This is a genomic window from Granulicella arctica (genome assembly GCF_025685605.1).
In the GTDB taxonomy this organism is placed as follows: domain Bacteria; phylum Acidobacteriota; class Terriglobia; order Terriglobales; family Acidobacteriaceae; genus Edaphobacter; species Edaphobacter arcticus.
In genome coordinates, this window is sequence record NZ_JAGTUT010000001.1 from 3,614,304 (window position 1) to 3,627,346 (window position 13,043).

9 protein-coding genes are annotated in these 13,043 nt (G+C 56.9%); 6 read left to right on the forward strand and 3 right to left on the reverse strand.

Annotated features, from left to right (window positions below; genetic code table 11):
* Window positions 1-270 precede the first annotated feature (270 nt).
* The 5 genes from OHL20_RS15425 to OHL20_RS15445 all read left to right on the forward strand — a co-directional run bounded on the left by OHL20_RS15425 (window position 271) and on the right by OHL20_RS15445 (window position 10,371).
* Complete coding sequence (locus OHL20_RS15425; protein ID WP_263384068.1) at window positions 271-3,504, forward strand: outer membrane protein assembly factor; 3,234 nt, start codon at window positions 271-273, stop codon at window positions 3,502-3,504.
* A 38-nt stretch (window positions 3,505-3,542) separates the two neighbouring features.
* Window positions 3,543-4,241, forward strand: a complete 699-nt coding sequence (locus OHL20_RS15430) for a peptidylprolyl isomerase (protein ID WP_263384069.1) — start codon at window positions 3,543-3,545, stop codon at window positions 4,239-4,241.
* Entirely contained in the window at window positions 4,238-8,587 is a 4,350-nt protein-coding gene (locus OHL20_RS15435; RefSeq protein ID WP_263384070.1) for a translocation/assembly module TamB domain-containing protein, read from the forward strand. The genes OHL20_RS15430 and OHL20_RS15435 overlap by 4 nt, the downstream gene beginning before the upstream one ends.
* A 58-nt stretch (window positions 8,588-8,645) precedes the next feature.
* Window positions 8,646-9,437, forward strand: a complete 792-nt coding sequence (locus OHL20_RS15440; RefSeq protein WP_263384071.1) for a BON domain-containing protein — start codon at window positions 8,646-8,648, stop codon at window positions 9,435-9,437.
* A 67-nt stretch (window positions 9,438-9,504) separates the two neighbouring features.
* Window positions 9,505-10,371: a UbiA-like polyprenyltransferase gene (locus tag OHL20_RS15445; RefSeq protein ID WP_263384072.1), complete on the forward strand. Its 867-nt coding sequence runs from the start codon at window positions 9,505-9,507 to the stop codon at window positions 10,369-10,371.
* 46 nt (window positions 10,372-10,417) lie between these two features.
* Here OHL20_RS15445 and OHL20_RS15450 read toward each other — a convergent pair whose 3' ends face one another.
* Window positions 10,418-10,753 (reverse strand): CsbD family protein, encoded by a 336-nt coding sequence (locus OHL20_RS15450; protein WP_263384073.1) that lies wholly within the window; start codon window positions 10,751-10,753, stop codon window positions 10,418-10,420.
* A gap of 69 nt (window positions 10,754-10,822) precedes the next feature.
* Window positions 10,823-10,972: a lmo0937 family membrane protein gene (locus OHL20_RS15455; protein ID WP_263384074.1), complete on the reverse strand. Its 150-nt coding sequence runs from the start codon at window positions 10,970-10,972 to the stop codon at window positions 10,823-10,825.
* 144 nt (window positions 10,973-11,116) lie between these two features.
* On the opposite strand from OHL20_RS15455, the gene OHL20_RS15460 reads away from it, so the two are divergent.
* Window positions 11,117-11,947, forward strand: coding sequence for a prephenate dehydratase (locus tag OHL20_RS15460; protein WP_263384075.1), 831 nt, complete (start codon window positions 11,117-11,119; stop codon window positions 11,945-11,947).
* Here the strand turns inward: OHL20_RS15460 and OHL20_RS15465 are convergent.
* The gene (locus OHL20_RS15465; RefSeq protein ID WP_263384076.1) at window positions 11,932-12,948 is read right to left on the reverse strand and encodes a hypothetical protein; all 1,017 of its coding nucleotides are present in this window, start codon (window positions 12,946-12,948) and stop codon (window positions 11,932-11,934) included. The two genes, OHL20_RS15460 and OHL20_RS15465, sit on opposite strands and share 16 nt — an antisense overlap.
* Window positions 12,949-13,043 lie beyond the last annotated feature (95 nt).

Below are 13,043 nucleotides of genomic sequence, written 5' to 3' on the forward strand. Positions count from 1 at the left end.
CATTTCATAGTATAAAGACGGTCGGGGCGACGATTTGTATCCGGGTGACGATGCAGCTACTTTCAGCATCCAAATGCCGAATGACTAAAGCTTGAAGACCAGGCAGCCGTGGTTGCGTTGGCTATGGGTGGGACAGGCCCTGTCACAGGGGCTTTTCGGAAAGAGGAAATAACGGTGGGTGCGCGGTGGTCAGTTGAGAGCGAGCAGGCGGTAGTACCCGTGCGAACTCTTCTGCGTCTTGCGATTGCCTGCTGGTTGGGTTTCCTGTCCTTGTCAATTGCAGCTGGTCAGGGAATTCCAGCGCCATCGAGTCCTGGTCCGGTGGCTCCTGGCGGCCGCCCTGATCTCGTTCCAAACGCTTCTACGCAAGCCCCTGTGCGTCAGGCTGAGCCAGGTGACGCACAGAACACAGCAGCGACTCAAGACGCTCCAGCGGTGCCATCGCTTGCCGCTACGATCTGGCAGTTTAAAGGTCTCCATGTAGATGCGATTCGCTTTGAAGGCGTGACGTTTGATCCGGGCGACACGCTGCCGAACGAGTTAGCGCAGAAGGCGGGCGAGCCGCTTGACCCCCAAAAGGTGCGACTCAGCCTGAGAAGGCTTTTCAAGAGCGGGCGCTACCGGGATATCGATGTTCGGAGTCTTCGGCAGGGTGATTCGGTGACGCTGGTGTTTGGCGGGACCCCGCGCTACTACGTCGGGCGGGTTGTGATTCAGGGGGTCAAAGAAGAGCGGCTGGCGTCGCTGCTGGAGTTTGGAACGAAGCTTGATCCGGGGACGGCGTTTTCTGAAGAGATGATCGATGCTGGCGTCGAAGGGATCAAGCAGGTTCTGCAGCAGAACGGTTTCTTTCAGCCGACGGTCGTGGCCGTATCGACGATCGACGCTGCGAACCAGCAGGTGGATGCGACGTATACGGTGAACATTGGGCCGCAGGCGCGCATTGGCCAGGTAACGCTGCAGGGGAGCGACCCCGGGCTTACGGAGGCCGAGTTCCGCAAGAAGGGTAAGTTGAAGCGTAAGGCGAAGGTGACGCGTGACACGACGAGCAACGCGTTGACGAAGCTGCGAGCGGAGTACCAGAAGAAGGATCGTCTGGAAGCTACGGCGGCGCTCACGAAGTCAACGTATGACCCGACGCGTCGGCAGATTGACTACCAGTTCACAGCGAGCCAAGGGCCGCTGGTGAAGGTTATTACCGAGGGCGCGAAGTTTTCGAAAAGTCGATTGCACCTGCTCGTTCCCGTGTTCGAAGAGGGCACGATCGACAACGATCTGTTGAACGAAGGTACGCACAATATTAAAGATTACCTGCAGCAGCAGGGATTCTTCGATGTGACGGTCGAGGTGAAGGTGATAGGCGGGGGGACGCCGAATGAGCAGGTTGTGTACTCGGTCAATAAGGGCACGAAGCACAAGGTGATGGCCGTTACGCTGAATGGCAATAAATACTTCAACAATGACACCTTGCGGGAACGCATGCGGGTTCAAAAAGCCGATGCCTACATGCCTGCTGGGCGGTTCAGCCCGTCGCTGCTTACGGCCGATGGTAACTCGATTCAATCGCTCTATCGTGCGAATGGATTTAATGAGGCAAAGGTTACTTCGAAGATCGAGGATATTGACGAGGGTCCGCAGGGTAAGCCGCTCAAGGTTGCTGTGATCAAGGTGGCTTTGACGATTGTGGAGGGACCTCAGCAGAAGTTTGGGGTGATTAAGCTTACGGGGGTAGACCCCACGCGCATGAAGGCGGTGACGCCCCTGTTGAATGCACAGGAGGGTCAGCCTTTCTCGCTGATTACGCTTTCGGGTGATCGTGACGAGGTGCTGAGCTATTACGTGAGCAACGGTTTTGACCAGGCACGGATTGAGATCAAGCAACAGAAGGAAGGCGCTGATCCGACGCGGACGGATGTGACGTTGAATGTCACGGAAGGACAGCAAATCTTTATCAATCATGTGCTGCTGTCGGGCGTGATTCGCACGAAGCCCAAGGTGGTGCAGGACCAGTTGCGCGTTCACCCCGGCGACCCTCTGGACGAGAGCGCTCTTCTTCAAACGCAGCGTAATCTTTACAATCTTGCGTTGTTCAACGAGGTTGTTGCAGCTCCGCAGAATCCTGCAGGCGCTGCTCCTGAAAAGAATGTGCTGGTACAGGTTACAGAGGCGAAGCGGTGGGATGTGACGTACGGATTCGGCTTTGAGGCGCAGACGGGAACGCCGACACAAGGCAAAATCTCACCGGCATCCTTGATTCTTCTTTGCGGTGCTAATCCTACTCCGGCCTGCTCAGGGGCGGGACAGCAGGATGGAAGCGCTGGAGTAAGTCCTCGAGTTTCACTCGACGTCTCGCGGATCAATCTTCGAGGCACGGACGAGTCGTTGACGCTCCATACAACGTATGGCCTGCTTGAGAAGGTTGCGACATTGAGCTTCCAGAATCCGCACTTTCTTGGACATCCTCCGCTCAACTTCTCGCTATCGGGTGGGTACTCGAACGTGCAGAATATTACGACCTTCCAAGCGTCGACGCTGCAAGGTGATGTTCGCTTGACGCAAAAGGTTCGTAAGACAGACACGTTTATTTATGACTTTCAGTACAGGCGGGTGTCCGTCAATCCAGCGACTTTGCAGGTTTCTTCGAATCTGATTCCGCAGTTGTCGCAGCCTGTGCGTGTGGGCGGTCCTGGCATTACGTGGTTCCACGATACGCGGCAGCCTAGTCCGCTGGATGCGACAAAGGGTTCGTACACGTCGGTGCAGGAGTTTATTGCTTCTTCGAAGTTTGGGTCGCAGACGGACTTCAACCGGCTGGATATTACTAACTCGACCTACTACCAATTTGGTAAGAAGAAATATGTACTGGCTCGGAACACGCGGCTTGGCTTCGAAAATTCTTTTGGCGTGAATCCAAATATCTCTTCTGATCCAACCTCAGCGTGCTTTGGCATCCTGCTGGCTACGAACGCAAGCTGCAACCCCGTGCCTTTGCCGGAACGGTTGTACGCGGGTGGTGCTACGTCGCATCGCGGATTTGGTATCAATGATGCTGGCCCTCGCGACCTCCAGACCGGGTTTCCGGTTGGTGGATCGGCTGCATTGATTAATACCGTCGAGTTGCGACTGCCTCCACCTACTTTGCCCGTTGTCGGCGACAGTGTTTCGTTCGTGGTCTTCCACGATATGGGTAATGCGTTCAACCATATTGGTGACATGTTCCCCAGCGTGTTGCGTTACCACCAGCCGAATCAGCAGACGTGTGCGAATGTTTCGGGTACGCCTGGCCAGACAAATACCGTCGGAACATGTGACTTTAATTACTTCTCTCATGCTCTTGGCCTTGGCGCGCGATACAAGACGCCGGTCGGACCGATTCGTGTTGACTTTAGTTACAACCTCAATCCGCCGGTTTATCCGGTGATCTTCGACTTCAACGGCAGTAACCCATATGAGGGTAAGGCTGGGCACTTTAACTTCTTCTTCAGTATTGGACAGAGCTTCTAACCATGAGCGTGAGCCGGATCACTTTATCGTGGGTGTCTATGAGTGCAGCGATGCTGTATGCGTTGACGCTCGCGCCTGCTGGCTTTGGTCAAGCTGCCGCTGCGGTGCCGCCGGCGCAGGGAGTGGTCATCGATCAAGTGGTCGCGGTGGTAAATGGCGATCTCGTACTTGAGAGTGATGTGGATGAAGAACGGCGTTTCCAAGCATTCCAACCGTTTCGGGATCAGACCCAAGCCTACTCGCGAGATAAAACGGTAGAGCGATTGGTAGACAGGACACTGATTCTGCAGCAGGAGAAGTTGCAGCCGCAACCTCCGATTACGGACGCAGAGGTTAACGAGCAACTGGCTACGTTGCGTAAGGATATTCCGGCCTGCAAGGAGTACAAGTGCGAGACGGACGCGGGCTGGGATAAGTTTGTCGTGGACCAGGGATTCGTGTTGTCTGAGTTAACGGATCGGTGGCGTGAGCGGATGGAGGTGCTGCGGTTTATTGAGCAGCGCTTCAAGATGGGCATTCGGGTTTCGCCTGCAGAGATCAAGGATTATTACGACAAAACGCTGCTGCCTGAGTATGCGCGGCGGAAGGCGACGCCGCCAAAGCTGGCTACCATCTCGGACCGAATCCAGGAGATATTGCTGCAGCAGCAGGTGGGTGCGTTGCTTGAGGACTGGTTGAAGTCGCTAAAGGCGCAAGGGTCGGTGCGGATGACGACGCCAGGCGAGGTGACTCCATGAGCGTTCCAGAGAACGGTTCGGGTACGACTCGTCATCGGTCGCTGTTGGGCAGGATTACCCGTCCTATTGCCTGGACGCTGCTTGGAATCTTTTTGCTGATCGTTGTGCTTCTTTGTGGTGCTGCCTGGTATACGACAACGGCGGACTTCCAAAGACGTGTGGGCAAGGAAGTCGTTGGTGTTCTCGAGGATGCAACTGGCGGACGCGTCGAGTTGCGGAGTATCAGCTTCAGCCTGCGGCATCTCGCGATTGAGGCGAATGGGTTAGTCATTCACGGGCTTGAGGGTCCGGATGAGCCTCCGTATCTCTCGGCGGATCGCATCCTGGTGCGCGTGCAGATTATCAACTTCTTTGCGCATACTGCGGGTGGGGCGGCAGGGCATATTGGGTTGAATCTGCTGCGCGTCGAACAGCCGCATGTGCATTTGATTATCGACAAGAACGGTAAGACGAACCAGCCGGTGCCGAAGCATCCGAGCACAAGTAATACGCCGGTGATCGATACGCTGCTTGATCTTAAGGCGCACGAGGTTGAACTCGTGAATGGTGTGGCGTTGTTGAACGATCGCGCAATTCCCTTTGACCTGGCTGCGCGGGATCTGAATGCGCAGGTGCAATATCTTTCGGCGTCAGATCACTACGGCGCTACTATCGATTTGAATGATCTTCGGACGAAGATGCAGAAGGAGCCGGAGGCACAGTCGAAGCTGCATATCGAAGCAGAGGTAGGCCGCGATATGGCGGCGTTGAAGAAGTTTGAGTTCAACACGGGTAAGTCTTCGGTGCTGGAGGCTTCGGGGACGATCAATCATTTTGCGCAGCCGGAGTGGCAAGCGAAGGTAAAGGGTGCGCTGGAGCTGACGCAGATCTCTGTGCTCTCGGGTTTTGATGGATTGAAGGCCGGGACGGTAGACATTGACCTGAACGGGCATAACTGCACGACGGCTCCTGCTGTGGCGCAGAAGCATCCGCACTTCTGGGAGTTGCGTCATCGAAAGACAGAGGCGAAGCCAAGTGTGAAGGTGCTGCCGCCTGATCCGGATTGCAAGGCTGGATACCTGCTTGTGGGTTCGGCGAAGCTGCACAATGCGGGCTATGTGGACGAGAATGTACGACTGCACGACATCAACGGTAGTGCACAGCTTCACATCACACCGACAGAGCTGCTGTTCACAGCATTGACCGGCTATCTGCCGGGCGGTGGTAGCGCGGAAGGTGACCTGCGGATTACGAACTGGCTGGGCGAGGTTCCTGCGAATGCGCCTGTGACATCACCTACGGTGGCTGGCGCGACGACTACTGCGAACAAGACTGCCAAGGCTCTGAATGCTGCGCCGGTTGTGACGACGAGTAACAAGTTGCCACCGGTGCAGACGGCGCATGCGTATCTCACCGCTACCGCCTCGAAGATTCCACTGCGGGCGATTATGGAGATTGCCGCTCCTAAGAACTATGGAGATCTTGGATTCGATACGTCGGTCTCGGGACCGATCCAGGTGGAGTGGGGTGGCCCGGCGACGGAGATTGCTGACACGGTTGAGGTTCAGGCTGATCTGAAGCTTGCGCCGACTGGTGTGCGGCGTAAGGGTGCATTGTCGGATATTCCTGTGAGTGGGCAGGTGCTAGGCCACTACACCGGAAAGACAGAGGTTGTGCAGGTGCAGCGGCTTGCGATTCAGACTCCGCAATCGACGCTGACGGCGAGTGGTGTACTGGGCGTAAACAAGGGAGATCCGCTGACAGATTTGCGTGCTGACTTGAATGTGCGAGATCTGTCTGAGTATGACCAGCTCCTGCAGACGCTTGGTGTTGCTTCGAATGGAAAGAAGGGCGTCGCGGCGTTGCCGATTGTGCTGCACGGCGGCGTCTCGTTCAATGGCACTGCCCGGGGGCGGCTTGTTGATCTGGATTTGAAGGGTCACCTCCAGGCTACGCAGCTTGAGGTAAAGCAGGGGACTACAGATGTGCAGGTCGACTCGGTGACGGCGGATGCTGAGTATTCTCCGCAGGCTGGACTAGCGGTCGCGACATCGACGATCAAGCGTGGGACTGCTGTGCTGAATGTGTCGGGCACGGTGCGGCCGCGGCGTGTGGAGCGGCGGCGGGCGGTGACGTATGTCTGGGATGACCAGGTCGCGATTGATGCGAAGGTGCAACTTGCGAACGCGCAGGTTGTGGATGTGCTGACGATTGCTGGACAGCAGGCGATTCCGCTGACGGGTGTGCTGAATGTCAACGCGCATGCTGCGGGAACGATGAAGAACTTGACGGGTTCCGGCCAGGTCTCGCTGGTGAACGGTGTGGCCTATGGCGAGCCGTATGACTCGGTTGCGGTGGACCTGGCGGTGAAGGGGCAGGATATTGAGGCGAGCAACGTCGCCTTGAAGCTGCATGGGATGCAGATCACGGGTAACGGCGGCTACGATATGGCGTCCGAGCATCTGCACGGTCATATCGAAGGTAACTATCTTCAGCTTTCGAAGTTCAAGAGTTTGCAGCAGGCGGGAACGAATGCTGACGGTGTCCTTAGCCTTGTGGCGGATGCAAACGGAACCCTAACGGAGCCTGGGCTTAAGGCCAATGTGAAGCTCGCAAATCTTACTTTTGATAGCCAGCCGCTTGGTGACCTGGCGGCGAACCTTCACAGCGAGGGTAAGGTGCTGACCTTTACGGCGCAGTCGACGCTGGTTGGTGCCAGGCTCGACCTTGCGGGACAGACACAGTTGGTGGGTAACTACGATACGCAGGCGAAGTTGACGCTGACGGGACTCGATATCGGGAAGCCGCTGGTGCTGTTCTCGCCGTCGAGCACGATCAAGGCTAGTTCGGCGATCAGCGGTGTGGTGACGGTAAGTGGGCCGCTGGCTACTCCCAAGGCGTTGAGCGGCAATGCAGAGCTGGATAATGTGGATGTTAAGTTGCAGGGGATTGAGTTAAAGGCGGCAGAGCCGATTCGCGTTAGCCTTCGCGATGGGATCGCGCATCTCGACCAGATTCACATCACCGGGCAGGATACTGACCTCCATGCGAGCGGCACGGCGCAGGTGTTTGGCGCGACCGATCCTAAGGGCGGTGCGTTGGATGTAAAGGCGAACGGCAGCGTGAGTTTCGCGCTGGCGCATACGTTTGACCCCGACATTATTGCGAGTGGTAAAGCGGAGTTCACGGTTGGGGCAGGGGGCCAGGTCAAGAATCCGGCGTTGACCGGCAAGGTGCAGTTCGAAGGTGTCAACCTTGCGATGGATGGTGTTGCCAATGGCTTGACGAATCTGAACGGTACACTTGTCTTCAACGAAGATCGCCTGCAGGTGCAGAACCTGACGGCAACTACCGGTGGTGGGCTGCTGAAGATTGGCGGCTTTCTGACGTACAAGAATGGCATTTTTGCCGATCTGACTGCGACTGGTGACACAGTGCGTGTGCGACTGAACGGGCTTAGTGCTACGGCGAACGTTGCGCTTAAACTGCAGGGTGGACCCGACAATCTCTTGCTGAGTGGCAACGTGTTGCTGACTCGGTTTGGTATCGGCGCCGATGTTGACTTTGCGGCCTTTGCATCGGCGGGTGGTGTGAGTGCGCCGCCTGATCCTGATGCGCCTACGAACAAGATTCGTATGGATGTTCACATCACGAGTTCGCCGCAACTAGACTTCCAGAACTCGTATGCGAAGCTGGCTGGAACGGTTGACCTGACAATTCGCGGGACGGTTGCAGACCCTTCGGTACTTGGTCGGATTCAGATTACGGATGGCAGCGCGACCTTTGCGGGAACGACGTACCAGCTACAGCGTGGTGATATTTATTTCACCAATCCAGTTCGGATCGATCCGGTGATCGACCTGGATGCGACGGCGCGCGTTGAAAACTACGACGTAACCATTGGGCTGCATGGGACGACTACGAATCTGAAACCAACATATCGATCGGAGCCGCCGCTGAGCGAGGCGGATGTGTTTGCGTTGCTGGCACTGGGACGGACGCAGGAAGAGGCGCAGCTTTATCAGGAGCAGCAGGTGCAGGCCGGTACCGACCCGACGACAAGTTCGCTGCTTGGCGGAGCGCTGAATGCAACAGTGAGCAACCGCGTGGAGAAGCTGTTCGGTGTAGGAAGCGTGAAGATCGATCCGGCGTTTGTTGGCACGCTGGGGAACTCATCCGCGAGGATCACGGTGCAGCAGCAGATCTCGAAGCAGATCACGGCGACGTTTGCGACCAATGTGAACCAGTCGGCTCAGCAACTGATCCAGGTGCAGTACAACCTCACTCCGAACAAGTCCGTCGTGGTCACTCGCGATGAGACGGGTGTGTTCAGCATCGTGTATAAGTTGCGTCAGCGCTATCGCTAGATCACTTTTCTTGCCGGTAGCGCGTCTCAAAAAGATGGTGCAACTGCGAGGTGATGTGATGAACGTCGGAATTAGTAAGCGAGTTCTAAGCGCGGGCGTGCTTGGTTTAGTGATGGCATTTGGTGGCATTCGTGTCGCGAAGGCTCAGACCGGTGCGGACATAGCGAGCGGACCTGATGCGCAGATCCAGGCTGATGTGAGTAAAGCGCTCGACAACAAAAAATTCAGGGATGTGAAGGCCAATGTCCAGAACGGCGTGGTGACACTGACTGGTTCTGTTGCCGTGTTCAGCGACAAAGAGGATGCGGATAAGAAGGCACATCACCGCAAGAACGTGAAGGGCATCCAGAACATGATTGAGGTTGCCGGGCCGGTTGTTGAAGATGCGCAGCTGCGAAACAAACTGGGTGAGAAGCTGGCTTATGATCGGGTGGGTTATGGGACGACGGCCTTCAACGCGCTGACGATCGCTGTGCAGAATGGTGTGGTGACACTGGGGGGTACGGCGTATGGACCTACGGACAAGGATTCAGCGCTGAGCCTGGTGGCGAACTATCCGGGTGTGAAGGATGTGGTTGACAACATCGAGGTCGCTCCTACGTCGCCTATGGATGACCGTATTCGGCTGTCGGAGGCTCGCGCGATTTATGGTGCTCCGCAGCTTAACAAGTATGCAATCGATCCGGCTAAGCCGATTCGCATCACAGTGGTGAACGGGAATGTGACACTGTCGGGTGTGGTCGACAACCAGATGGATAAGGACGTCGCAAATATTCGCGCGAATCAGGTTCCGAGTGTGTTCAAGGTCGTCAACAATTTGCAGGTTGCTGGTGGCGGTTCAGATCGATAGCTCCTCAACGGATGAGAAAAGGCCACGCGGCCCGGTTCGCGTGGCCTTTTCAATTTAAGATGGAAGCATGACGAGTGTATGGAAGAACACGGTGGCTACGCTGGAGATGATCAAGTGGGAGCACTCCATCTTTGCTCTTCCGTTTGCACTCACCGGGGCGGTGCTGGCCGCGGGTGGATGGCCACCGTTACGGGCGCTGTTCTGGATTGTGGTGTGCATGGTTGCGGCTCGATCTGCAGCGATGGCGTTCAATCGCCTGGTCGACGCGAAGCTGGATGCGGCCAATCCGCGGACCGCGGCGCGTGCGTTGCCGGCCGGGGCGTTGCAGACGCGCTTCGTTGGTGGATTTGTGGTCGCTTCAGTGCTGCTGTTTCTGCTTGGAGCAGCGATGTTGAATCGGCTTACGCTCGAGCTTGCGCCGATTGCCCTGGCGGTGGTGCTGGCTTATAGCTACATGAAGCGGGTGACACGCTGGTCACACTTCGTGCTGGGGATCGCATTGGGTATTGCGCCGTCGGCGGCGTGGATTGGCGTTCGCGGCTCGCTCGATCCGCGGATTGTGGTGCTGACGTGTGCGGTGCTGCTCTGGGTGGGTGGCTTCGACATTCTGTATGCGTGTCAGGACTTCGAGCACGACCGCAAGGTGGGATTGAACAGTGTGCCGCAGGCATTTGGGCTGACCGGAGCGTTCTGGATGGCGCGCTTGATGCACGTCGGCATGATGGTCCTGCTGGTATGGCTTGTACAGTTGTTCGGATTGGGCTTAATTGCAGAGTCGGGTCTTGCTGTTGTGGCGCTGCTGTTGCTGTACGAGCACAGCATCATTGCTCCGCACGATCTGAAGCGAATGAACGCCGCGTTCTTTACCTTAAACGGCGTGATCTCGGTTGTGTTCTTTCTGTTTATTGCGGCAGCTGAACTGTTCGTCAAATAGCAAGAGCCCGCCTCGGGAGGCGGGCTTCTGCTATCTGGTAGAGAGCCTACCGGCGGTCGTCGCCCTTGAGGTGATCGATACCACGGTTGATGCTGTCCTTTAGGTGCTCGGCAGCAGAGGTAATTGAGTTGCGCGTGTCGTGACCAGCTTGCTCAGCATGTAACTTAGCTTCCTCGGCACGAACATGAGCGTCGGCACTTGTGGAATCATGAGTATCTGAAGCGGCGTCCTTCACATTGCCCCACGCTTCCTTTGCGTGACCCTTGACCTGCTCCGCTGCACCTTCATTGGCAAGCTTTTCGTTGCCAACGGCTTCGCCTACGCCCTGCTTGATCTTGCCTGCAATCTGATCGAACTTTCCGCCTGCGTTGTCCTGATTCATAACCTTCTCCGAAACCTTATGCTGATGGTGTTGATGGAGCCAGCCTGATAATGCCGGGCTGGCAGGTAATCAGAGTGCTCGTCGTCCAGAGAGTAGGTTGAAGATGAGCACGATGATCGCGAGTACGAGGAGGATGTGGATCCATCCGCCAAGGGTGTAGCTGCTGACAAGTCCTACGAGCCAGAGGACGACTAGGATGATCGTGATAGTCCAAAGCATGTTATTTCTCCTGATGAGTCGCCCCGGCATAGGTTCTGCCATAAGCTTGGTAGTTCAGGCTTCTCAGCCTCATGAAGTAGGTTGCGACGCGCAGGAATGAGGTTGCCAATTGTTGATTAAATTTGAAATGGCGGAGAATTCAGGGTGAGAGCTGCAATCCAGGGAGAGCTCGGTTCGAACAGCCACATGGCCGCTCTTGCGATGCTTGGCGATGGGGTCAGACACGTTGAGATCGTGGCGTGTGGTGTGTCGACAGAGGTGTTTGAGCGCGTCGTTGCAGGCGATGTGGATGGCGCGGTGCTGCCGATCGAAAACAGTTTGCACGGTTCGGTTGCCGAGCATTACGATCTGCTGCTGGCGCAACCGGTGCGTATCGATCGGGAGAGCCTGCTGCACATCCGCCACAATGTCATGGCTATGCCGGGCGTGGCTTTCGGCGATATCCGCAGGATCATGTCGCATCCGGTTGCCTTGGCGCAGTGCCGGCACTTTCTCGATCAGCATCGTGATCTGGAGATCGTCCCGTTTTATGACACGGCTGGAAGCGTAAAGCGGGTGATGCAGGATGGTCTGCTGGATGCGGCGGGTATCGCTCCGATACTGGCGGCTGAGCAGTATGGTGCGGCGGTGCTGGTTGCAGGAGTTGAGGATCACGCGGAGAACTTCACACGCTTCCACCTTGTTGTGCGGGATAGTGTTCCTCTGCCGGAGAGCCCGTCCAATCCGGACAAGATGAGCCTGGCATTTGCCATTGAACACAGGCCGGGATCGCTGGTGGCGGCGCTGGAGGTGCTGAACGCTGCCGGGGTCGACTTGACGAAGATCGAGTCGCGGCCGGTGCCGGGAAGCCCGTGGGAGTATGTGTTCTATGTGGACGTACGGTTCGACAGACCAGAGAAGGCTGATGCTGCGGTTGCCGCGCTGCGGGCTCACTGCCGGATGGTGAAAGAGCTTGGTCGCTACACGGCGGCTTGAAGCGGAGGTGGTTCAGTGAAGGCTGTGCGGTGCCGATGGAGCAGCCAGATGAGGTAGCCGTAAAGAATAATCCCGAAGATTCCGTAGATCATGAGTTGCATGTTTGCCTGGTGGATCGCCTGGACGGTGTTCGGGACTGGCAGTGAGAGCCTGGCGCTGAACTGCTCGGTGTAAGCGCGAAAGCGGGCCTGGTACCAAGGTAGGAAGGTCATCAGGGTGTTGATCGTTCCGACCGCGAAGGCGGCCATGGTGGCTATTCGCGCTGCCGGGTTGAGACGGAGAAGGCCGATGCCGATCAGGGCGGAGACGATTGCAAGGCCTGCGTAGAGCGCGTGGCTGGGCATGCCTTCGAAGATGATTCCCATGAAAAAGGCAGGCAGGGGAATAAAAGCCATGATGAGACAGCAGACGGCTCCCATGAGGCTGAGGCACGCGATGATGGTGATGGCAGTTGGGCGGCGGGAGGGATCAGGCGGTGGGAGTATCAAGCCGGTGCTCTCGTCGATGCGGGCGCGATGGACGAAGAGTTCGCGGGTTGTGCGCCGGTTGAAATAGACGAGCCATACGGTGCCGACGGCAGCGACGAAGGCATAGAAGACTGCGATGACGGCAAAGATAAGGTGCGTATAGGCTACAGTCGTTGGCGACTGCGAGCCTGAGGGGGGCAGGAGTTGCCCACTGAGGAGGACGGTAGCAATGCCGAGCAGGGACAGGACTCCGCCTGCGGTCAGCAAACCTCCAAGAATCAGAACGGAATAGCGAGACCAGGGTCGGAGGAAGAGGAGACCGACGACGGTGCAGGTCGACCAGATCGCTACCGCGAGGAAGAAAAAGGCCGCCGCGAGAAGCACAGGCAAGACGAAGGGATGCGGCGCAGGCGTTGTCGGATGGTTGCGCATGAAGAACCCGGACGCGACGATCAGGGCTGTGAAGAGCAGCATGCCGACAGCGAAGATGCCGAGTGTGATTGCGGAGAGTATCAGGCCGGGGGTACGCTTCATGGCGACAAGTGTAGCGTCTGCGGAGTGGACGAAGTGTCTTTTGCGATCGAGCGTCTTGAATCTTGTGGGATGTTCTGTGAAGAGGACCTGTGTGA